20 protein-coding genes are annotated in these 20,472 nt (G+C 66.6%); 8 read left to right on the top strand and 12 right to left on the bottom strand.

Annotation, left to right across the window (positions count from 1 at the left end; translation table 11 throughout):
* Positions 1-38 precede the first annotated feature (38 nt).
* Positions 39-3,119 carry a S8 family serine peptidase gene (locus ACFUTU_RS14235; RefSeq protein WP_377965376.1) on the bottom strand — a complete coding sequence of 1,027 codons (3,081 nt, stop codon included), beginning with the start codon at positions 3,117-3,119 and terminating at the stop codon, positions 39-41.
* Positions 3,120-3,463: 344 nt separating this feature from the next.
* A complete protein-coding gene (locus tag ACFUTU_RS14230; RefSeq protein ID WP_377965323.1) occupies positions 3,464-3,730 on the bottom strand; it encodes a hypothetical protein in 267 nt (88 codons plus the stop codon).
* Between the two features lie 272 nt (positions 3,731-4,002).
* Here ACFUTU_RS14230 and purS point away from each other — a divergent pair, with 272 nt between their 5' ends.
* The 3 genes from purS to purL are packed head-to-tail and all read left to right on the top strand — an operon-like array spanning position 4,003 to position 7,353.
* Positions 4,003-4,254, top strand: a complete 252-nt coding sequence (purS, locus tag ACFUTU_RS14225; protein WP_003798434.1) for a phosphoribosylformylglycinamidine synthase subunit PurS — start codon at positions 4,003-4,005, stop codon at positions 4,252-4,254.
* 1 nt (position 4,255) lies between these two features.
* Positions 4,256-5,029: a phosphoribosylformylglycinamidine synthase subunit PurQ gene (gene purQ / locus ACFUTU_RS14220; protein ID WP_377965321.1), complete on the top strand. Its 774-nt coding sequence runs from the start codon at positions 4,256-4,258 to the stop codon at positions 5,027-5,029.
* The gene (gene purL / locus ACFUTU_RS14215; protein WP_377965319.1) at positions 5,026-7,353 is read left to right on the top strand and encodes a phosphoribosylformylglycinamidine synthase subunit PurL; all 2,328 of its coding nucleotides are present in this window, start codon (positions 5,026-5,028) and stop codon (positions 7,351-7,353) included. Before purQ ends, purL begins: the two co-directional genes overlap by 4 nt.
* A gap of 185 nt (positions 7,354-7,538) precedes the next feature.
* Here the strand turns inward: purL and ACFUTU_RS14210 are convergent, their stop codons facing one another.
* From ACFUTU_RS14210 to ACFUTU_RS14185, 6 genes are all read right to left on the bottom strand, one after another.
* A complete protein-coding gene (locus ACFUTU_RS14210) occupies positions 7,539-8,480 on the bottom strand; it encodes a hypothetical protein (protein ID WP_377965317.1) in 942 nt (313 codons plus the stop codon).
* A 118-nt stretch (positions 8,481-8,598) separates the two neighbouring features.
* Positions 8,599-8,892: a DUF503 domain-containing protein gene (locus ACFUTU_RS14205; RefSeq protein ID WP_377965315.1), complete on the bottom strand. Its 294-nt coding sequence runs from the start codon at positions 8,890-8,892 to the stop codon at positions 8,599-8,601.
* 77 nt (positions 8,893-8,969) lie between these two features.
* Complete coding sequence (locus ACFUTU_RS14200; protein WP_377965313.1) at positions 8,970-9,287, bottom strand: putative quinol monooxygenase; 318 nt, start codon at positions 9,285-9,287, stop codon at positions 8,970-8,972.
* 54 nt (positions 9,288-9,341) lie between these two features.
* Positions 9,342-9,965: a hypothetical protein gene (locus ACFUTU_RS14195; protein WP_377965311.1), complete on the bottom strand. Its 624-nt coding sequence runs from the start codon at positions 9,963-9,965 to the stop codon at positions 9,342-9,344.
* 13 nt (positions 9,966-9,978) lie between these two features.
* Positions 9,979-10,527, bottom strand: coding sequence for a DUF1990 family protein (locus ACFUTU_RS14190; protein WP_377965309.1), 549 nt, complete (start codon positions 10,525-10,527; stop codon positions 9,979-9,981).
* Positions 10,520-10,972: an MmcQ/YjbR family DNA-binding protein gene (locus tag ACFUTU_RS14185; RefSeq protein WP_377965307.1), complete on the bottom strand. Its 453-nt coding sequence runs from the start codon at positions 10,970-10,972 to the stop codon at positions 10,520-10,522. The genes ACFUTU_RS14190 and ACFUTU_RS14185 overlap by 8 nt, the downstream gene beginning before the upstream one ends.
* A 45-nt stretch (positions 10,973-11,017) precedes the next feature.
* Here ACFUTU_RS14185 and ACFUTU_RS14180 point away from each other — a divergent pair, with 45 nt between their 5' ends.
* Complete coding sequence (locus ACFUTU_RS14180) at positions 11,018-12,046, top strand: isopenicillin N synthase family dioxygenase (RefSeq protein ID WP_377965305.1); 1,029 nt, start codon at positions 11,018-11,020, stop codon at positions 12,044-12,046.
* A gap of 3 nt (positions 12,047-12,049) precedes the next feature.
* Here the strand turns inward: ACFUTU_RS14180 and ACFUTU_RS14175 are convergent, their stop codons facing one another.
* Positions 12,050-12,475 (bottom strand): CoA-binding protein, encoded by a 426-nt coding sequence (locus ACFUTU_RS14175; RefSeq protein WP_377965303.1) that lies wholly within the window; start codon positions 12,473-12,475, stop codon positions 12,050-12,052.
* A 286-nt stretch (positions 12,476-12,761) separates the two neighbouring features.
* Here ACFUTU_RS14175 and acs point away from each other — a divergent pair, with 286 nt between their 5' ends.
* The 4 genes from acs to ACFUTU_RS14155 are packed head-to-tail and all read left to right on the top strand — an operon-like array spanning position 12,762 to position 18,010.
* Positions 12,762-14,963, top strand: coding sequence for an acetate--CoA ligase (acs, locus tag ACFUTU_RS14170; RefSeq protein WP_377965301.1), 2,202 nt, complete (start codon positions 12,762-12,764; stop codon positions 14,961-14,963).
* Positions 14,964-14,973: 10 nt separating this feature from the next.
* Positions 14,974-16,167 (top strand): dimethylsulfone monooxygenase SfnG, encoded by a 1,194-nt coding sequence (gene sfnG, locus ACFUTU_RS14165; RefSeq protein WP_377965299.1) that lies wholly within the window; start codon positions 14,974-14,976, stop codon positions 16,165-16,167.
* Positions 16,167-17,519 carry an O-acetylhomoserine aminocarboxypropyltransferase/cysteine synthase family protein gene (locus ACFUTU_RS14160; RefSeq protein ID WP_377965297.1) on the top strand — a complete coding sequence of 451 codons (1,353 nt, stop codon included), beginning with the start codon at positions 16,167-16,169 and terminating at the stop codon, positions 17,517-17,519. The genes sfnG and ACFUTU_RS14160 overlap by 1 nt, the downstream gene beginning before the upstream one ends.
* Complete coding sequence (locus tag ACFUTU_RS14155) at positions 17,516-18,010, top strand: CoA-binding protein (RefSeq protein ID WP_377965295.1); 495 nt, start codon at positions 17,516-17,518, stop codon at positions 18,008-18,010. Before ACFUTU_RS14160 ends, ACFUTU_RS14155 begins: the two co-directional genes overlap by 4 nt.
* Positions 18,011-18,301: 291 nt before the next feature.
* On the opposite strand, the gene ACFUTU_RS14150 is transcribed toward ACFUTU_RS14155, so the two are convergent.
* The 3 genes from ACFUTU_RS14150 to ACFUTU_RS14140 all read right to left on the bottom strand — a co-directional run bounded on the left by ACFUTU_RS14150 (position 18,302) and on the right by ACFUTU_RS14140 (position 20,270).
* A complete protein-coding gene (locus tag ACFUTU_RS14150) occupies positions 18,302-19,081 on the bottom strand; it encodes a hypothetical protein (protein ID WP_377965293.1) in 780 nt (259 codons plus the stop codon).
* The gene (locus ACFUTU_RS14145; RefSeq protein WP_377965291.1) at positions 19,078-19,626 is read right to left on the bottom strand and encodes an RNA polymerase sigma factor; all 549 of its coding nucleotides are present in this window, start codon (positions 19,624-19,626) and stop codon (positions 19,078-19,080) included. Before ACFUTU_RS14145 ends, ACFUTU_RS14150 begins: the two co-directional genes overlap by 4 nt.
* A gap of 101 nt (positions 19,627-19,727) precedes the next feature.
* Positions 19,728-20,270: a hypothetical protein gene (locus ACFUTU_RS14140; protein ID WP_377965289.1), complete on the bottom strand. Its 543-nt coding sequence runs from the start codon at positions 20,268-20,270 to the stop codon at positions 19,728-19,730.
* Positions 20,271-20,472 lie beyond the last annotated feature (202 nt).

The following is a 20,472-nucleotide window of genomic DNA, read 5'->3' as shown; positions in this document are numbered from 1 at the left end:
TGTGGGGCCCTTTCGGGATTCCCGGTTCCGGGACCTTCCTAGATGGAGTTATCCGGTGACCGCTTCAGGTCCTCGTTCTGGACCTTCCCCTGCTCCTTCTTTTTCTTCGGGTCTTCCGAAGCCGGTGCAACCGCGACGGCGCCACCCTCCGCCACCACGACGTTCACGAACGTCGGGGAGCTGGCTCCGTCGTACGTGATCCGCCCGATGTACGAGCCCGGAACCAGGTTCTTCCAGGTGAGGGCGAGCCGTCCGGTCTTGCCGTTGGTGAGCCTGATGGGATCGGGAGTCACCGTGGCGTTGCCCTCGTTTGCACCCAGGACCGCGGCATCCACGGAAGCTTTCGTGGGCTGGCGGTTAGGGCTGTCGTACAGGTTCACGAACATCCGGTACGTTCCGGCGGCCGGGGTCGGGATGGAGACGGACTCGCTCGCCGCGGCGGTGGCGGCCACAATGCCCTGGCCGTCAGGGGTGATGACCACCATGTCGAAGTCGGCGTTCTCGTTCCCCGATATCACGGACAGCTTGGCCAGCGGCGCGCCGGCCGGGACCTCGACCGTTTTGACGAAGTTCGACGCGTCCGCCGCATACCGGAAGGGCCCGGGAACAAGCTCAACGGCCGACGAATCCGCCTTGGACAGGCCGTCCAGCGTTACGTTGGTGGGCGAGCTTGAACCGGAGACGACGCTGATGTTTCCTGAGCCGTTGCCACCTTGCGACGTGAAGGCTATGTTCTTCGGCGCCACCACGGACTGCGGCCGGACGGAGATTGGCGATGTCACGGTCTTGTTGGCGCCCTGCCAGGTGAGGGAGCCCATAGCGAACTGCGCCAGCTTTGCGCTCTGGTTTTCGAACGCCACCTTGAACGTGCGCTTTTCGCCGGCCGCACCGAAGGTCAGGACGGACGGGGTCACGGTGACCTTCACCCCCCGGACGCTGGCCTTGGCCCTGTAGGTGCCCGGCGTCAGTGCTGTGACCGTACGCGTGACCTCGACCTTTCCGGCCAGGTTGCCGAGCGAGAAGGACGGTACGTTCATGTCGCGTGGCCGGGTGCTGCCGAGGCCGGGCATGCCCAGGTTCACGCCGGTTCCCTGGATGAAGCGCAGGTAATCGTCGGTACTGGCGTCGTACACGAGCCCGGGATCCAGCACGCGGGCAGGGTTGACCTGTCCCGCGCCGGTGGCGAGGACGTCGGTGTTCCTGCTGCCATCCGCGAGCTTGACGTCGCTGGCGGTGGTCATCATGGCCGACTTCACGGCGGCCGGGGACCACGTGGGGTTCTTGCCCAGGATAAGCGCGCCGAAGCCGGCAACGTGCGGCGACGCCATGGAGGTACCGGACATGAATCCGAACTGGTCTCCGCCCGCGCCGATCGGGGAAACTCCGGCCAGGACAGCCACACCGGGCGCGGCAACGTCTGGCTTGAGCAGGTCGGAGTCCGTGGCCAGCAGCGGTCCGCGGGAGGAGAACCCGGCAATCTGGGGCTGCGCCTCAAGGGGCAGTCCCGTGGTGTCCTTGTTGACCAGGGAGACCGTGATGGCCGGGTTCGCTGCCACCTTGGTCTTGATGGCCTCCGTGGCCGGCGGATTCACGTGCACGGTGGGGACGGAGTGCTTGTCGGCGTCGAGCGAAGATGCGGCCAGGTTGACGAGGATCATGCCGACGCCGCCGCCCCGGGCCACCTCGGCGCTCTTGGCCACCCGGTCATAGACGCCGCGGTCGCAGACCACTACCTTGCCGGCGATTTTGGCGGGATCAAGTGAATTGGGGGCGCACAGTGCCGGGTCGGCAGCCTGTCCGGATGCAGCATTGGCGGCGAGCACAACCCCGGCGCCGGTGACTTCGCGGTTCATGATGCTGGCGCCGCGGAACTTGCTGCCGTCGGAGAACTCCACGGTGCCCTGAAGTTCCTGCGAGAAGCTACTGGCTGCAACGGTGGTGACCCACGGTTCGCCATGGTTCACGGTGCTGGCTTCCGGACCCGAGTTGCCCGCGGAGGTGGCCACGAAAATTCCGGCCGAGGCAGCGGAAAGGAATGCCATGGACACGGGGTCCGTGGTGGTCGAGGTGGTGCCGGAGATGGAGTAGTTCAGGACGTCGACGCCGTCGAGTACCGCCTGGTTGATGGCATCGACTGCGGACGAGGTGTAGCAGCCGCCGGTGTTGGGATCTGTGTCCTCCCAGCAGATCTTGTAGATGGAGAGCTTCGCGGCCGGCGCGACGCCCCCTGTCAGGCCGAAGCTGCGGCCATCGACGAAGGTTTCCACGTCCGCGTTGCCGGCTGCGGTGCTTGCCGTGTGCGTTCCGTGGCTTCCGACGTCGACCGGGGAGATCAGTTCCTCCGCCGCCCGGTCCGCCTTGGGCACGGTTTCTTCGAAGGCGTCGGAGAAGTACCTGGCACTAAGGACCTTGGAGTTGCAGGCCTTTCCGTCGAAGTCCTCACCCGTCTGGCATTCGCCCTCAAACGTGCTGCCGTCGGACTTCAGCATTGCGATCTTGCCGTCAGGGGTGCGGTAGGGCACGCCCACCCGAGGGTCGCCCTCGAGCGGGGCGACGTCCTCGCCGGCAAAGAACTGGCTGCCCGGCGTGTAGCCGGAGTCAATGACCCCCACCACCACGCCCTTGCCGGCGCCTGCCTTACCGCCGAACTGGGTGTTCCAGGTGCCGTTGGCGCCGCTGAGCTTGAGGAAATCCGTGGTGGAGTAGTCCGGTGCCTGCTGCGTATCGGGTGCCACGGCGAGGACTGCCGGGTTCTTCGCGAGATTCACGGCCTGGTCGGCGGTGAGCGTGGCGCTGAAACCGTTGAGCGCGGCCGTGTACGAACGCCGGATCTGCACCTTTTCCTGTTCGGCCAGCACGGTCTGCTTCGCCTCGAGGTGGGCCTGGTACTTACGGACCTCCGCCCGGTCGGCGTCGAGCTTGCGGCCGGACCGGGGCTTCGTGGCCTGCAGGCCGGGCGTGCCGCCCTCGTAGGTGGCGGCGGGCTTTTCGGCAAGGACCACGATGTAGCGTCCGGCCGAGTAGCCGTTGGGGTCGACGTTCTTTTGCTGTGCGGCCTGAGCCGCGTTAGGCGACGGCGCCGCTGTTGCCGGCAATGCGCCGGCTGACGAAAGGAGCAAAGGCAAGCCGACAACCAGTGCCGCTGCTTTCCGGGCCCCCCGGCTTCGGAAGAAGCTTTTTCCTGCTGATTTCACGAGTGGTTTGAACCTTTCATAAGGAACAGCCCCGGCTACGTTGCCGGGCGCAGGCGGCAACGACACGTGAAGATGACAGGTCCTGTCGATCCCAGCAATCGCGACCGATCCCCACAGTACCTACTGAGAGCCGGATATGACATAGGGCACAAACCACGAATTTACTTTTTTGTCACAGTCCTCGACACAGGCATCAAAAGGCGGCGGGCACCCGAAAAGGCACCCGCCGCCGGAGAGTGAAAGTCAGTTCTGCCGGCCGGCAGGAAGAGCTACTGCCGGGGCGTGCGCACCACTTCGCTGATCCACTGGCGCGTCTTCTCGTCCACCGGCCCCGCCACCCGGTCTTTCCCGGCACCGCCGCGGATACTGCCGCTCCGCCGGGCGCCGCCACGGCGGTTCTGAGCAGCAGTGCCTCGCACCCCGTTCTGGCGCGCTGCACGGTCGCTCTTGATCTTCTGGATCACCATTCTTCCGAGGCCGGCGAACACCGCCACGGCCATCACCGGCAGGAGGACGGATTTCGGTTTCTCAGCCATTCCGCAATCCTACTGAGCGTGCCCGCAGCGGGCCAGTGCCGGCGTCGTTCTTCCCCCGCATTGGCGTCCGCTGCGCCGAATACAGAGTAGGGCGCCGGGGCCGGTAGAATAGGCATGCAAGCTCGCGGAGCGCCCGTCCACACCGTGCCCAATGAATGTCAGGCCAATTGAAATGCCGTGCCATTTGAACCGGCCAGGCAACTTGAGGAATGGCGTGAGACGGCACCACTCCGCTGCGCCCTTACCCAATGCACATGCACAGGAGTTACCGGATGCCCCGGATCGTTGTCGACGTCATGCCCAAGCCCGAGATTCTCGACCCGCAGGGAAAGGCCATCGTGGGTGCACTCCCCCGGCTGGGCTTCACCAGCTTTAGCTCAGTCCGCCAAGGCAAGCGTTTCGAACTGACCGTTGACGGCGAGGTGACCGAGGACATCCTGGCCCAGGCCCGCGATGCCGCCGAAACCCTGCTGTCCAACCCGGTGATCGAAGACGTCGTCAACGTCGAGGTCGTCGAGGCCTGAAATGACTGAACTTCCCCTGATCGGCGAGGCAGTCGCCGTAGCCGCCGAGCCGCGCCTGGCAGGCGCGAAGATCGGCGTCGTCACTTTCCCCGGAACCCTCGATGACCGGGACGCCGCCCGCGCGGTCCGCCTGGCAGGCGGCACCCCCGTGCCGCTCTGGCACGCGGACACTGAGCTGGGCGACGTGGACGCCGTCATCCTCCCCGGCGGATTCTCCTACGGCGACTACCTCCGCGCAGGCGCCATTTCGCGTTTCGCCCCGCTGATGTCCAAGATCATCGACGCCGCCAACTCCGACGCCAAGCTGCCAGTGCTCGGCATCTGCAACGGCTTCCAGATCCTGACCGAGTCGCATCTGCTGCCTGGTTCCATGATCAAGAACGACCACCTGAAATTCCTGTGCCGTGACCAGGTGCTGCGCGTGGAAAACAGCAACACCGCCTGGACCGTGGATTATCAGGCGGGCCAGGAGATCACCATCCCGCTGAAGAACCAGGACGGCCAGTACATCGCCGACGAAAAGACCTTGGACGCGCTTGAGGCCGAAGGCCGTGTGGTGTTCCGCTACGTGGGCTTCAACCCCAACGGCTCCCGCCGCGACATCGCCGGCATTTCCAACGCCGCCGGCAACGTCGTGGGCCTCATGCCGCACCCGGAGCACGCCGTGGAAATCGGCTTCGGCCCTGAATCCCTGGACGGCATCGGCGGGACGGACACCGACGGCCTGGGCTTCTTCACCTCCGTGCTGAACAAGATTGTGGGAGCGAACAAATGACCGAGACTTCAACCAGCTCGATCACCGAGACCAAGAAGTTCAACATCGACACCGTCGAGAACGCCGCCAAGACGCCCGACACTGAACTGCCCTGGGCCGAACTGGGCCTGAAGCAAAACGAGTTCGACGAGATCGTCAAGGTCCTGGGCCGCCGCCCCACCGGCGCGGAACTGGCCATGTACTCCGTGATGTGGAGCGAGCACTGCTCCTACAAGTCCTCGAAGAACCACCTGCGCCAGTTCGGCGAAAAGGTGACGGACGAGATGAAGAAGGACATGCTCGTGGGCATCGGCGAAAACGCCGGCGTCACCAACCTGGGGGACGGCTGGGCCGTGACCTTCAAGATCGAGTCCCACAACTCGCCGTCGTTCGTTGAGCCGTACCAGGGTGCCGCCACCGGCATCGGCGGCATCGTCCGCGACATCATCTCCATGGGCGCCCGCCCGGTCGCCGTCATGGACCCGCTGCGCTTCGGCGCCATCGACCACCCGGACACCGCCCGCGTGATGCACGGTGCTGTCGCAGGTATCGGCGGCTACGGCAATTCCCTCGGCCTGCCGAACATCGGCGGCGAGATGGTCTTCGACTCTGTCTACCAGGGCAACCCGCTGGTCAACGCCCTCGCCGTGGGCGTCATGCGCCACGAGGACATCCGCCTGGCCAACGCCTCCGGCAAGGGCAACAAAGTGGTCCTGTTCGGTGCCCGCACCGGCGGCGACGGCATCGGCGGCGCCTCCGTGCTGGCCTCCGAATCCTTCGACGACACCAAACCGTCCAAGCGTCCGGCCGTCCAGGTGGGCGACCCGTTCGCCGAAAAGGTCCTCATTGAGTGCTGCCTTGAACTGTTCAAGGGTTCGCTGGTTGAGGGTATCCAGGACCTCGGCGCGGCAGGCATCTCCTGCGCCACGTCCGAGCTGGCCTCCAACGGCGACGGCGGCATGCAGGTTGAGCTGACCTCCGTGCTGCTGCGCGACCCCACGCTGACCCCGGGCGAGATCCTGATGTCCGAGTCGCAGGAACGCATGATGGCCGTGGTCACCCCGGAGAACGTGGAAGCGTTCGAGGCCGTCATGGACAAGTGGGCCGTCGAGTACGCCTGGCTGGGCGAGGTGACGGACACCGGCCGGCTCATCATCACGTGGGACGGCGAAGTGATTGTCGACGTCGATCCCCGCACCGTGGCGCACGACGGCCCGGTCTACGACCGCCCGTATGCCCGCCCGGAGTGGCAGGACGCCGTCCAGGCGGACAAGTTCACCGGTTCCGTGCAGGACGCCGCGCGCCCCTCGGCCCCGGCGGAACTGGCCGCAGCCGTGACCGAACTGGTCGCCTCGCCGAACATGTGCGACAAGTCCTGGATCACCAACCAGTACGACCGGTACGTCGGCGGCAACACCGCCATGGCGTTCCCGGACGACGCCGGTGTGGTCCGCGTGGACGAGGAATCCGGCCTGGGCGTGGCCCTGGCCACCGACGCCAACGGCCGCTACACCTACCTTGACCCGTACCACGGCGCCCAGCTGGCGCTGGCAGAGGCTTACCGCAACGTCGCCACCTCCGGCGCCGTGCCGATGGCCGTCAGCGACTGCCTGAACTTCGGTTCCCCTGAGGACCCGGACGTCATGTGGCAGCTGGCCGAGGCCATCCGTGGCCTGTCCGACGCCTGCATGGTGCTGGGCATCCCGGTCACCGGCGGCAACGTCTCGCTGTACAACCAGACCGGCACCACACCGATCCACCCCTCCCCGGTGGTGGCAGTGCTGGGCAAGCTCGACGACGTCGCCCGCCGCACGCCGTCGGGCTGGCGGGAAGACGGCGCAGCCATCTACCTGCTGGGTACCACGGCAGCCGAGCTGGACGGTTCGGAATGGTCCAACCTGCGCGGCCACCTCGGCGGCCTGCCTCCCAAGGTTGACCTGGAGAAGGAACGCGCCCTCGGTGAGATCCTGATCAACGCCTCCCGCGACGGCATGGTGGACTCCGCCCACGACCTCTCCGAGGGCGGCCTTGCCGCGGCCCTCGTGGAGTCGTCGCTGCGCTACGGCGTCGGCGCCCGGATCGCCCTGCAGGACGTCCTGGACCGCGACGGCGTCGACCTCTTCACCGCGCTGTTCTCCGAGTCCCAGGGCCGCGCCGTCGTCTCGGTGCCGCGCTCGGAGGAAGTCCGGTTCAAGGACATGTGCACCGCCCGCGGCTTCGAGCACCTGCGCATCGGCGTGGTGGACGCAGCCAGCGGGCAGCTGGAGATCAACGGCGTGGACACCCTCGCGCTGGACTCCCTGCGTGAAGCCCACGAGGCCACCCTGCCGAAGTACTTCGGCTAGTCCCCACCGCCGCCCTAGCCTCGCAAGCTCGGCAAGGGAACCCGGGCGGCGTGGGCCCAGCCCAGCCATCGGTTGCTCCGTACCTGCCCTTTTGACCCGTCATTAGGGCAGGTACTGGGCCCACGCCGGCGAGGGACCCGGCCTGAGCTTGCGAAGGCCGGGAGCCGGCGGGGAGCACTCGTTGCTTAACGGCCCGGCCGCCAGCCGGCCTGGACCAGCGCACTCCGGACCTTGGCAACGGCGGCCTTGCCGTCATTGAGCAGGTGACGCTTGGAGATCCGGACTTCCGTCCAGCCCAGGGCCGCATAGTGTTCTGAGCGGGCGATGTCGCGTTCAATCTGCAGCTCGTCACCGTGGTGCTCCCCTTCGTACTCGATGCCTATCCGATACTGCTTGTAGGACAGATCCGGCTCATGATGACGCACGCCATCATCGGACAGGATCGGCACATTCAGTTCCGGTTCCGGCAGGCCCGCGCGGACAATCGCGAGCCGAAGCATAGTCTCCTGCGGTGAGTCTGCTCCCACCCGGATGAGCCTGATGGCCTCCTTGGCCTTGCGCAGACCGCGCTTGCCCTTGTGCCTGTCGATCATGCGCTGGAAGTCCGCCAGCGTACACAACGGCTGGTCCCGGTCTTCGAACTCGGGGCGGGGAATACGCACACAGCTGTCGCCCGCCACCACAAGCTCGTCCACACTCAGCATTTCGGCGAGATCGAGCCACGTCCGTTCCGGTGTGGTGACGGGGATGCCGTCAACGGTGGTGACTTCATCGTCGTAGAGCTTCATCCGGTGGACGATGACGTGCGGCCGGTTTAGATGGGCCGCACCCTCAGGCCTGATGATGTCGAACATATCCGAACGCCCTTTCCGTCGTCGTCGCGGCAGGTTCAGAAGCTCGGCCGCGGTGAAGTGCGATGCGGCGCATCGCTCGTTGACTTCGATGAAGGGCCGCACCCTGACGCTCAAGGCAAGCTCCGCCGTCGGGCTTTCCGCACGGATCCCTCTGCCCAGCGACGTGAGCGAGCGGTGCCGCAGCCGCTTGGACGTGATGCCGGCGCGGCCGGCCTCGCCAACGGTGAACGGTCTGTCCTGGAATTTGTTCGGCAACGGGCGTGCGGTCTTCATGGCTACATGAGAGCAGAAAGAACGCCTCTGCTGCTGAAGTTATCCACAGCCCCTATCGATTGCTCCGTAACCGCCGTTTTCAGGGCTCAAAAGGGCGGCTACGGAACAGTCGATGGGTTTAATCCTCGCTGTGGATCTCCCGCTGTCGGGCGCTCAGCAGCTCCACTTCGGGGCGGTAGGCCACAAAGCGTTCGACGGCGGTAAGCACCTCCACGAGGTGCGCCCGGTCGGCGGCGACGAGGCCGGCGCCGATCCGGGTGCGGCGGTACTGGTCGTGGTCCCCCACCTCCGCCACGGAGACCTCGTAGCGCCGCTTGACCTCGGCCAGCAGCGGCCGCACGACGGACCGTTTTTCCTTGAGGCTGTGCACGTCGCCAAGGAGGATGTCGAACTCAATCCAGCCGATCCACATGCCGTTAATGCTAGCGAGTGCTCCGTAACTGCCCTTTTGAGGGTTCAAAATGGCAGTTACGGAGCACTCGACGGGGCTCAGATGGTGAGTTCGCCCATCGTGTCCCAGCCTTCGCCGTCGAGCTGGCGGCTGATGATCCGCGGCGTCTCGGCGAGGGCCTGCGGCATGTCCGCCATGGCCTTCTTGAAGTGGGCGCTGTTGACGTGGTCGCCGGCGGCATCGTCCTGGAACGCCTCGACAAGGACGAACTCGTTGGGATCGTCCACGCTGCGGGACCAGTCGAACCACAGGTTGCCGGGTTCCTGGCGGGTTGCCTCCGTGAAGTCGGCCACGAGGCCGAGCCACTTCTCGGACCAGTCCGGCTTGACCTTGAATTTGACGACAATGAAGATCACGGGGTTATGCCTTTCGTTGGTTTACAGGTCTGGTTGAAGGGTCTGGTTGCAGTGTCAGTGGGCGGCGAGCGCCTGCTCGCACTCTTCGATGGCCTCGCGCGCATACTTCTGCTGCGCCGGGGTTCCGACCCGCTCGGCCCACTGCTCGGCCAGCTGGAATTCCACCAGCGCCTCGGTGAGCCGGCCCGCGGCGTGCAGCGTCCAGCCAAGATTGTTGTGCAGCGCCACCATCCAGCGTTTGGTGCGCTCGTCGTGGACCGTGGAGGCATACTCAAGCGCGCTGCGGGTCCACAGTTCCGTGTGGGCGGCGTCGGCGATGGCCAGCATGTGGAGGGCGTCGACGGCCAGGTACTCCTCGCCCAGATGGTCCCCCAGTTCGGCCGCCTGCTCGAACAGGGGCACCGCCATCGCCGCGTGGCCGCTCGAGTTCAGGACACGGCCGCGCTCCAGCAGGATACGGACACCGACCGTCGGTTCGTCCCCGTCAATGGAGTCGAGGAGGGCGTCGGCCTCCTCGTAGCGTCCCTGCAGCCCGATGGCGCGGCCCAGCTGGGTGGTGAGCTCGGCACGTTCGTCGGCGTCATACCGCGGGTCGGCCAGCGCCTCCCGGAAGCGTTGCTCGGACAGTTTGGGATCCTCGAAGTTCCACAGCAGGTCAAGGGTCTTTTGGTCCAGCATGGTTCTCTCCTGATCAGCTTTCACCGGCGGCGAGTTGGCGTGCACCTTCAATGTATCGGGAAGTCATGAGGCGCTGCGCACGGCGGGCCAGCGCGCCCCCGGCTGCGTAAAACCAGTTGGACGGCCGGCTGAACGCCGTAACGCTGACGAATACCCGGCCCTGGGCGTCGATCTCTGCCACAAACGACTCCTCGCCGCGCACCGGGTGGCCCGGCAGCGACCCGTAGCCGAATCCGGCGGACTGCGGTCCGCCGCCGGGTACGGGACGGTGCACCCACACCACCTCGCAGGGTGCGTTGAGGCGGAAAGGCCCGACGCCGAAACCGCTCACCACGCGCGCGCCGGGAACAACGGCGTCGGACTCGGTCCGGACGCGCAGGCCGGACCGCCGCTGCAGCTCCCACGCCAGGATTCCTTCGGCCACCCGGTGGTAGGCGGCTGCCCCTTCTCCGAGATAGGTCCGGGACGCCACATGGCGGTAGCCCGCCGGCCGTGCGCCACGCTCGGTGGCGCCGACCTCCGGGTAGGTCAGCTCGCCGCGGGCCAGGCGGCGCTCAGTCACTGGACCGGCTCCGTACGGTGCCGGCACTGTCCTGCTCCCGGCCCTGCGCCCCGGCAAGCCGTGCCCAGCCGAGCTGCTCGTGCTGCTTGCGGCTCAGGGAAGCAACCACCAGGTCGTAGGAGTCCTCCACCATGTCCCGGATCATCCCGTCCGGCAGGGCTCCGTCCAGGCGGACCCCGTTCCAGTGCGTCTTGTTCATGTGCCATGCCCCGGTGATCTCCGGATGCACGGCCCGCAGCTGTTCGGCGAGCGCAGGCTCGCACTTGAGGCTGACCGACCAGTCATCAGGATCCATGGCGGACAACGCGAACATCTTGGCTTCCTGCCGCGCCCCGCCGGACACGGCGGCCTTGACCTTAAACACGGACGTATCTGGGCCGAACGGGAAGTCCTCGAAGGCACCCGGGAAGGACAGGCAAATTTCTCGTAGTCCGGCTTGATCCATGCAGCGAGCCTACAAACCCTTTCCGGGCGGTGCTAGTCTGCGAGCATGGCAGCTGCCCAGGAGACCATACCTGTGCTGGACCTCGGCTCCGCCCGCCGGGCAGACGGGTCATTCAGCCCCGCATTCATCGACCAGCTCCGCGACGCCACGCACCGGGTGGGGTTCTTCCAGGTCGTCGGCTACGGAGGCGCCCCGGGCCAGGCGAAGGAACTGCTGGCAACCATCAGGCGGTTCTTCGACCTCCCCCTCGAGGAGCGGATGAAACTCGACAACCGCCTGTCTCCGCATTTCCGCGGGTACACACGGATGGGCACGGAGGTCACCCAGGGAAAAGCGGATGCGCGCGAGCAAATCGACTACTCCCCCGACCGCGAACCGGTGAAGGACTATCCCGCCGACCAGCCGTACTGGCTCCTTCAGGGCCCCAACCTGTGGCCGGATGAGGCCATGCCTGAGCTGGAGCCGGCGGCCATGGCCTGGGCGGAGCTCATGTCCGGCGTGGGAGCGGAACTGATGCGCGCCATCGCAGTGTCCCTCCGGCTGCCCGAGGACTATTTCGATGAACCTTTCGGGGACGCGCCCGCGTGGATGGGCAAACTGGTCCACTACGTTGGCGGGGTTGTGGAAGCCGCGGGTGACCAGGGCGTCGGCTCGCACGCAGACTACGGCTTCGTCACCCTCCTGCTGCAGGATGATGTGGGCGGACTGGAAGTGCTGCCGCCGGGGACCAGCGACTGGATACCCGTGGAACCCATTTCCGAAGCGCTGGTGGTAAACCTTGGCGAAATGCTGGAAGTTGCCACCGAGGGCTATCTTGCGGCCACGATCCACCGCGTGCAGGCCCCGCCGCCCGGGGTGGACCGCTACTCCGTCCCGTTCTTCTGGTCCCCGCGCCTTGATGCGGTCATTGAACCGGTGCCCCTGCCGGCGGCCCTCAAGGCGGAGGCCAGGGGCATCTCCGACGACCCGTCCAACCCGATGCTCGCCTCGTTCGGACTGAACATGCTCAAGGGCCGGATGCGGGCCCATCCGGACGTGACGGAGCGCCACTATCCAGGGCTGATGAAGCGCTGAGGGCTAGATGCCCACCCGCCACCCTTCCCGGGCAGGGCAGGAGTTCACCACCACGTCCAGTCCAGCGGCCTTTGCCCGCTCCACCGCAGCGTCGTCGAACACGCCCAGCTGCAGCCATACCGCCTTGGCCCCGACGGCGATGGCCTGGTCGATGACGGCCCCCACCTTCTGTGAATTGACGAAACAGTCCACGACGTCGATCGGGTGCTTTTCCGCCGGAATCTCCGCGAGGGTACGGTAGCCCTTTTCCCCGTGGACGTCGTCGCCAGGCAGGTTGACCGGGATGATCTCCATGCCCATGCGGTCACGGACAAACAGTGAAACATCGTAGGCCGAGCGCCACTCGTTGCGGGTCAGACCGACAATCGCCCAGGTACCCTTCGTTCGCATGAGGCGGTCGATGACGGCCTGATCGTTTTGGTGAGCCATGTACCAACTCTACTCCTGCATGATTTTCGCCTGGGTGTCCGAATATTTGAATGAGGCATAGGGTGCCGCGGCGGGATGAACGAATATTACAGTTCGAACTGACCGGATTTTGCGAAATCCTGCATCTCGGCTTGAGTAGGTTATGACCATCCCGAGCGGCCGAGAGACCTGGATCGATGAAGCCGCAGCAACCCCAGTGACGTGAGACGACCATTCCCACGCCACTGTTCTTCCGTACCGCCGGAGGAACAAGGGGTGCTACTGCCAGGACCGATGGAGTGCTGCAATGACCCCAGAGAATACTTCTGCCCTGCCCACCCTTGCCCGGATTCCGTCCGAGGCAACCCCACATACCACTTCGGACGCGACGGCGGTCGAAGCAGGGCTGCGTGACGCGCCCGGCTCCTCTTCCGGCTCTTCGGGATGGTCCTCGACCGAGCCACCGGACGGCGCAGTGCACGGCGTCCCCACCGACGGGCCGGCGCGTCACAGCAGTACCACTTCCCTTGTCGACCCCGGCAACGTGGCCTTCTGGGAGGAACAGGCCCTCCGCCTGGACTGGGCTGGGCTGCCCGGCAGCCGAAAACCCTGGCACACCGCCCACAGCTGGGTACCCGCCGACGTCGAGGCCGGCCGCGGGCCCGAGATCAAGTGGTTCGACGGCGGCAAACTCAACGTCGCGTACAACTGCGTGGACCGGCACGTCGAAGCCGGCCGCGGGGACAAGGTGGCGCTGTTTTTCGAGGGCGAACCCGGCGATCGCCGCACCATCACCTACGCCGAACTTCAGCGTGAAGTATCCAAGGCCGCCAACGCGCTGCTGGCCCTCGGCATCACCAAGGGCGACCGCGTGGTCATCTACCTGCCCGTGATCCCCGAGACCGTCATCATTACCCTCGCCGTGGCCCGGATCGGCGCCGTCCACTCCCTGGTGTTCGGCGGGTTCTCCGCCGAGGCCCTGCGGTTCCGGGTTGAGGACACAAATGCCAAGCTGCTGGTAACCACCGACGGCCAGTTCCGCCGCGGCGCCGCGGTCCCGGTCAAGGACAACGCCGATGCCGCCGTCGCCGGGGACAACGCCGTCGAGCATGTCCTCGTCATCAACCGGACCACCGCACCAGAGGACCTTGCCACGGTCCCCATGACCGCGGGCCGCGACGTGTGGTGGCACGACGTCGTCGGGCCTGCCTCCGACGTCCACGAAGCGGAGGCGTTCGACGCCGAAACTCCCCTGTTCATCATGTACACCTCCGGCACCACGGGTAAGCCCAAAGGGCTGGTGCACACCTCCGGCGGTTACCTGACCCAGGCGTCATGGAGTTTCGAGCACCTGTTCAGCAACCCCGACCCCGCGCTGCGGGACCGGGATGTCCACTGGTGCACGGCCGACCTCGCCTGGGTCACGGCGCACACCTACGAGATTTACGGCCCGCTCTCCAACGGCGTCACGCAGGTGATCTTCGAGGGCACGCCCAACACCCCGCACCCGGGCCGGCACTTCGAGATCATCGAGCGCTACAGTGTCACGCAGTACTACACAGCGCCCACGCTGGTCCGTTCGCTCATGGGCTGGTTCCCCGACGGCGTGCCGGACAGCTACGACTTCTCGTCCATCCGGCTCCTGGGGACCGTGGGAGAGGCCGTCAACCCGGAAGCGTGGCGCTGGCTCCGCGACAACCTCGGCGCAGGCACCGCCCCAATGGTGGATACCTGGTGGCAGTCCGAGACCGGGGCCACCATCATGTCCCCCGCGCCCACTGACACCGGGTTCAAGCCCGGCTGCGCGGCCCGCCCGCTTCCGGGCGTCAGCACCCGCGTGGTGGACGAGGCCGGAAACCGCACAGCCCCGGGCGTGCAGGGGTTCATCGTCGTCGACCAGCCCGGCCCCGCCATCGCCCGTACCGTCTGGGGCAACCCGCGCCGCTACTTCGATTCCTACTGGAGCCAGTACGCGGAGCAGGGCTGGTTCCTCGCCGGTGACGGCGCCAAGTACGACGACGACGGCGACATCTGGATCCTGGGGCGGGTGGACGACACCCTCAATGTCTCCGGGCACCTGCTCTCCACGATCGAGATCGAGTCGGCCCTGGTCACGCACCCCGACGTGGTGGAAGCAGGCGTCTGTCCGGTGGCCGACCCCAAGACCGGTCACGCCGTCGTCGCTTTTGTCGTGCTAAAGGGTGGGGACCCCGCCAGCTTAACGACAGAAGAACTGCGCAACCACGTCGCGAAGGAGATCGGCCCGATTGCCAAGCCGCGCGACGTCGTCGTTGTCCCTGACGTACCCAAGACCCGCAGCGGCAAGATCATGCGCCGCCTGCTGACCCAGCTGTTTGAGGGGAGCGCGCTGGGCGACACCACCTCACTCCAGAACGAACCGGCCATTGCCGGCATCCAGGATGCGCTGCGCCGCCGCGCTGCCGCCGTCCCTGGAACCCCCAACTCCGGATTCCCCAACACGGTGCACCCCAACACCGGGCAGAAGTAAAGGAACAATCATGAATGACATTAGCAACGTAGCCCGTCTTTCCGAGCCGCTGAAGTTTGCCTACTGGGTGCCGAATGTCTCCGGCGGCCTGGTGGTCTCCACCATTGAGCAGCGCACCGGCTGGGACTTCGACTACAACAAGAAGCTGGCCCGCATCGCCGAGGAATCCGGCTTTGAGTACGCCCTGACCCAGACGCGCTACGCGGCGTCCTACGGGGCCGACAAGCAGCACGAGGCCGCGTCCTTCAGCCTCGCCCTGCTCGCCGCCACCGAACGCCTCAAGGTGATCGCCGCCGTCCACCCCGGCATGTGGCACCCCGGTGTGCTGGCCAAGTACGTCATCACCGCCGACCACATCTCCAACGGCCGCGCCGCCGTGAACATCGTCTCCGGCTGGCTCAAGAACGAGTTCACCAATTTTGGCCTCGACTGGCTGGAGCACGACGAGCGCTACGTCCGCACCGAGGAATTCATCAGGGTGCTCCGGGGCCTGTGGACCGAGAAGGAGTACAGCCAGGCCGGCAAGTACTACAACATCACCGACTTCACCCTGAACCCGGCCCCCGTGGACGTTCCCGGCCGCGCACACCCCGAGATCTTCTTCGGCGGAAACTCGACGGCGGCCCAGGCCACCGCGGGCCGTGTCGCCGACTGGTACTTCTCCAACGGCAAGGACCTCGACGGCTTCAAGGAAAACATCGCCGGAGTTGTGGCTGCGGCCGGCGAAACGAAGCGCGGCACCGAAGGTCAGCTCGCCGCACCCCGCTTCGGCCTCAACGGCTTCGTCATCGCCCGCGACTCCGAGAAGGAAGCCCGCGACACGCTGCGTGAGATCGTGGAGAAGGCACACAAGCCGGCCGTCCAGGGCTTCCGCGACGCCGTGCAGGAAGCCGGCCCGTCCACCAAGGACGGCAAGGGCATGTGGGCGGACTCCACGTTCGAGGACCTGGTCCAGTACAACGACGGCTTCAAGACCCAGCTGATCGGCACCCCGGAGCAGATCGCGGAGCGGATTGTCGAGTACAAGAAGATCGGCGTGAACCTCTTCCTGACCGGCTACCTGCACTTCCAGGAGGAAATCGCCGCGTTCGGCCGCGACGTCCTGCCGATCGTCCGCGAGCTCGAGGCGGACCTCGCCCGGAAGAACGGCACAGAGCTTGATCTTTCCGGGGTTCCGGCAACCGCCGAGGCGGTGGCAGTCTGATGGCTGACCGCAAATTCGGGTTCCGCACCCGCGCCCTGCACGCCGGCGGCACGCCCGACGCCGAGCACGGCGCCCGGGCGGTGCCCATCTACCAGTCAACGTCGTTCGTCTTCAAGGACACCCAGGACGCCGCCAACCTGTTCGCCCTGCAGAAGTACGGCAACATTTACTCCCGCATCGGCAACCCCACCGTGGCCGCGTTCGAGGAGCGCATCGCCTCGCTGGAGGGCGGCATCGGGGCCGTTGCGACGTCCTCGGGCATGGCCGCCGAGTTCATCACTTTCGCCGCCCTGACCCAGGCCGGCGACCACATCGTCGCGGCGTCCCAGCTCTACGGCGGCACCGTCACCCAGCTCGACGTGACCCTGCGCCGCTTCGGGGTGGACACCACCTTCGTCCCCGGGACGGACCCCGCTGACTACGCGGCGGCCCTCCGGGAAAACACCAAGGCGATTTTCGTCGAGGTGGTGGCCAACCCGTCGTCGGAGGTCCAGGATCTTGCGGCCCTGGCCAAGGTGGCGCACGACGCCGGCATCCCCCTGGTCGTCGACGCCACCTTGAGCACGCCGTACCTCGTGCGGCCGATCGAGCACGGGGCGGACATCGTGATCCACTCCGCCACGAAGTTCATCGGCGGCCACGGCACCACGCTCGGCGGCGTCATCGTCGAGAGCGGACGGTTCAACTGGGGCAACGGCAAGTTCCCCACCATGACCGAGCCGGTGGCCTCGTACGGCAACGTCTCGTGGTGGGGCAACTTTGGCGAGTACGGGTTCCTCACCAAGCTCCGCTGCGAGCAGCTGCGTGACATCGGTCCGGCGCTGACCCCGCTGGCCGCATTCCAGCTGCTGCAGGGCGTGGAAACCCTCCCCCAGCGCCTCGACGAGCACCTGAAGAACGCACAGGCCGTGGCCGAATGGCTCGAAGCGGACCCGCGCGTGGCCTACGTGAACTACTCCGGACTGCCCTCGCACCCCCACTTCGAGCGGGCACGGAAGTACCTGCCGCTCGGGCCGGGCTCCGTGTTCTCCTTCGGCGTGAAGGGCGGCCGGGCGGCCGGCCAGAAGTTCATCGAGTCCCTGCAGCTGGCCTCGCACCTCGCCAACGTGGGCGACGCCCGCACCCTGGTGATCCACCCCGGGTCCACGACGCACCAGCAGCTCAGCGATGAGCAGCTGGCGTCCGCCGGCGTGCCGGAGGACCTGGTCCGCATCTCGGTTGGCCTGGAGGACCTCGAGGACATCCTGTGGGACCTGGACCAGGCGCTTACCGAGGCGCAGAACGCGACGGCGGATGACGCCGTCGTAGTCGAGGAACCTGCAGACGCCTGCACGATTGGAGCACGGGCATGAGCGCCGTAGAGAGAAACTGGACCGGACCTTCAGCTCCGGAGCGCCTGGACCTGCTCCGGCAGGCCAAGTCGATCGCGATTGTGGGGGCTTCGGACAAGCCGTCGCGCGCGAGCTATTTCGTGGCCACGTACCTGCAGTCCTCGACGCGGTACAAGGTGTACTTCGTGAATCCGGTGGTCAAGGAGATCCTCGGCCAGCCGACGTACGCGTCGCTGGCCGACCTGCCGGAGAGCCCGGACATCGTGGACGTCTTCCGCAAGCACGATGACCTGCCGGGCGTGCTGGACGAGGCCGTCGCCGCGGGCGCCAAGACGCTGTGGCTGCAGCTCGGCTCATGGCACGAGGGCGTGGCGGCGGATGCCGAAGCCGCGGGGCTGAACGTTGTGATGGACCGCTGCGTCAAGATCGAGCACGCGCGCTTCCACGGCGGGCTCCACCTGGCCGGCTTTGATACGGGAGTGATCTCCTCGAAGCGGCAGGTCCTGGCTTAACAGGACAAGTGGCCTGACAGCGGGCCCAACGGACCGGGGGGCATGAAAAATGCCGGGCTGGATATTGATGGGGGACAACTTCCAGCCCGGCACTCTCACTCTGGTAATCGACGGGGAACCCCAAGGGGTTACGCGGATTCCAAAACATTTTCAAAAAACTTTTTTGGCCGGGCTCTGCCTGGGAGTTTTTGTCCAGATGTCCCGACTTCAGGGGCCGTTTGGGGCCCATAAGTGTACAAACTCGGGGGCTGCTCCCTTGGGGCGCGCCCCTGGCCTACGGGGGGCCCGGACCTAGGGGGTGCCGGGGACGGGTGTGGCCGGGATCGTCGGCACGCCGCCCGGCAGCGTGGGCACTGCCGGCAGCGGCTTGGCCGGAAGCTTGGGCGCCAGTCCCGTCCCGGGCACGGTCGGCAGCTGGCTGGGACGGGCCGGCGCCGGCGTTTGTCTCTTCGCCGACCCATGCGCCGACGCTGACCCCTTCGACGCCGGTGCACTCGAACCGCCCGAACCCGCGGCATCGGTTTGGGCCGGCGTCACGGGTGCCGACGACGAAGCGGCGGTTCCGGTAACAGAAGGCTTGGGCGCGGCGTCCGTTGGTGCGGCAGGCACTGCGGGAATGTCGGCGGGCGACGTGGGCACCGGGGCCGGTGCGGTTGTCCCGCTGGTTGGCTGGAAGATTTGAACCACGGTGTTGCCCACGCTGTTGCGGAAGTCCTCGCTGGAGGCTGCGACGGCGCCGGCTCCAAGTCCCATGGCGCCGACCACTGCAGCGCCAACCACCATGCCCATCCGCCGCTGCCGGTTACGGCGGTGCAGTTCGAGGCTGGCGACGTCCGGCGTGGAGGCACGGCGCATCGCCTGGGTGGGCGTGGCCTGGGTGGGCGCGGCCGCTGGAGGAGCCCCGTGGGCGAGCAGAGCCGCGAGATCGGCACGCGGCGGGGGCGGGGCGTCCTGGCCGAACCTGTGCAGCTCTTCGAGGGACCTGCGGAGATCGGCGTCGTCTTCGAGCCCGGAATCGAGGAGGATCGCCTGGATCTCTCCTTCTTCGCGGCCTGCCGGCGTGACACTCATGATGCTGCGTGGTCCTTTTCCTTGACGAGTTCGCGCAGGGCGATGAGCCCGCGGCGCTGGAGCTGTTTGATGGCCCCGGGTGTCTTGTTCATGATGCCGGCCACCTGCTCGACCGAAAGGTCCGCGACAATGCGCAGGACCAGGACTTCCCGCTGGTCGTCGTTGAGCAGAGCAAGTGAAGAAGAGATTCCGCCGAGCGAGCCGAGCACCTCGTCCTCGGCGGAGTTCGACCGCCGCTCATCCAGGAGCGGGTCGAATTCGGTGAGCTGCGGCGTCCTCGCGGAGCGGCGGTGGTGGTCCACCAGCCGGGCGTGGGCCACCGAGAAGATGAAGGTCCGCAGCCCGGAGTGGCCGCCCCTGACATTGCTGAGCTTGGGCAGGACATCCACGAAGACGTCCTGCGTCAGGGCTTCGGCGTCATCCACGCCCCGGGCCCGGAAGTAGCCCAGGACGGCCGGGGAAATTGTGCTGTAGACAGCGCTGAAGCCTGAGGGGTCGCCGGAAAGGGCTGCTGACAATTCGTCATCGGTCAGCTGAGCTGCCAAGGAGCTGTCCTTCCCTTACTGCAGGTGTGCGACGGTAGTAAGCCTAGCCGCCGCACACCCCACGCCCCTATTCGGGGAACGCCCTGTTTCGCGTGCTGGTACTACTTGCCGGCGGGCAGGTCGGCAGCAGCGTCAGCCTTGACGTCAACGGTGGCGGACGGCGCAGCCGGCTTGGCCACCTGGTCGGCTACGTCCGGCACCTCAGGGCTGGCGGGAACGGCCGGCACAGCGGGGACGGCCGGAACACCGGCGCCGCCGGGAACAGCGGGAACGGCGGGGACTGCTGCGGTCACGTCGGCACCGGCAGCCTTGTCCCCGGCGGAGACGTTGGCGCTGACGGCTGCGTTGTCCTTGTCAGCTTCCACGGCGGCGTCGGCTGCGTCTGCGGCTTCGCCGGCTGCCTTGGCCTTGGCGGAGGCAACGTCCGGAACCTCCGGGGTTTCCGGCGTCGCCGGGACGGCGGGCACAGCCGGAACAGCCGGGGTGGCGGGAACGGAGGGGGTGGCGGGCGTAGCGGGGGTCACCTCTGCGTGCTGCGAGCTGGAAACCTGTGCGGCGTTGGCCAGCCCGATGCTGGAGAATCCTCCAACGGCGACGATGGCGGCTGCGACAGCAATCTTGGTGGTCTTGCTAACACTCTTCATCAGAAAAAAGTCCTTTGGTTGATTGAAGGCCGGGCCGGAGGCCGATGGGGGACAACCCCCGGCCGGCGCTTACATAGGGGTAATCGCCGCGGCGGCCCGGCAGGTTACGCGCTTCCGGAAACTTTTCTGGCGGAGTGTTCTTCCCCGGAATCCCGGGGAAGAACATTGGCAAGCACGACGGCGGCGGGCCACCCTAAGGCTG

This window comes from Arthrobacter sp. NPDC057388, assembly GCF_042668165.1.
Lineage (GTDB): Bacteria > Actinomycetota > Actinomycetes > Actinomycetales > Micrococcaceae > Arthrobacter.
This window is presented reverse-complemented; position numbering and strand designations above follow the sequence as displayed.

Bases quoted from the DNA above. Each gene is read 5' to 3' on its own strand.
- ACFUTU_RS14230 (WP_377965323.1), bottom strand. From the start codon at position 3,730: ATGGCTGAGAAACCGAAATCCGTCCTCCTGCCGGTGATGGCCGTGGCG.
- purS (WP_003798434.1), top strand. From the start codon at position 4,003: ATGCCCCGGATCGTTGTCGACGTCATGCCCAAGCCCGAGATTCTCGAC.
- purQ (WP_377965321.1), top strand. From the start codon at position 4,256: ATGACTGAACTTCCCCTGATCGGCGAGGCAGTCGCCGTAGCCGCCGAG.
- purL (WP_377965319.1), top strand. From the start codon at position 5,026: ATGACCGAGACTTCAACCAGCTCGATCACCGAGACCAAGAAGTTCAAC.
- ACFUTU_RS14210 (WP_377965317.1), bottom strand. From the start codon at position 8,480: ATGAAGACCGCACGCCCGTTGCCGAACAAATTCCAGGACAGACCGTTC.
- ACFUTU_RS14205 (WP_377965315.1), bottom strand. From the start codon at position 8,892: ATGTGGATCGGCTGGATTGAGTTCGACATCCTCCTTGGCGACGTGCAC.
- ACFUTU_RS14195 (WP_377965311.1), bottom strand. From the start codon at position 9,965: ATGCTGGACCAAAAGACCCTTGACCTGCTGTGGAACTTCGAGGATCCC.
- ACFUTU_RS14185 (WP_377965307.1), bottom strand. From the start codon at position 10,972: ATGGATCAAGCCGGACTACGAGAAATTTGCCTGTCCTTCCCGGGTGCC.
- ACFUTU_RS14180 (WP_377965305.1), top strand. From the start codon at position 11,018: ATGGCAGCTGCCCAGGAGACCATACCTGTGCTGGACCTCGGCTCCGCC.
- ACFUTU_RS14175 (WP_377965303.1), bottom strand. From the start codon at position 12,475: ATGGCTCACCAAAACGATCAGGCCGTCATCGACCGCCTCATGCGAACG.
- acs (WP_377965301.1), top strand. From the start codon at position 12,762: ATGACCCCAGAGAATACTTCTGCCCTGCCCACCCTTGCCCGGATTCCG.
- sfnG (WP_377965299.1), top strand. From the start codon at position 14,974: ATGAATGACATTAGCAACGTAGCCCGTCTTTCCGAGCCGCTGAAGTTT.
- ACFUTU_RS14160 (WP_377965297.1), top strand. From the start codon at position 16,167: ATGGCTGACCGCAAATTCGGGTTCCGCACCCGCGCCCTGCACGCCGGC.
- ACFUTU_RS14155 (WP_377965295.1), top strand. From the start codon at position 17,516: ATGAGCGCCGTAGAGAGAAACTGGACCGGACCTTCAGCTCCGGAGCGC.
- ACFUTU_RS14150 (WP_377965293.1), bottom strand. From the start codon at position 19,081: ATGAGTGTCACGCCGGCAGGCCGCGAAGAAGGAGAGATCCAGGCGATC.
- ACFUTU_RS14140 (WP_377965289.1), bottom strand. From the start codon at position 20,270: ATGAAGAGTGTTAGCAAGACCACCAAGATTGCTGTCGCAGCCGCCATC.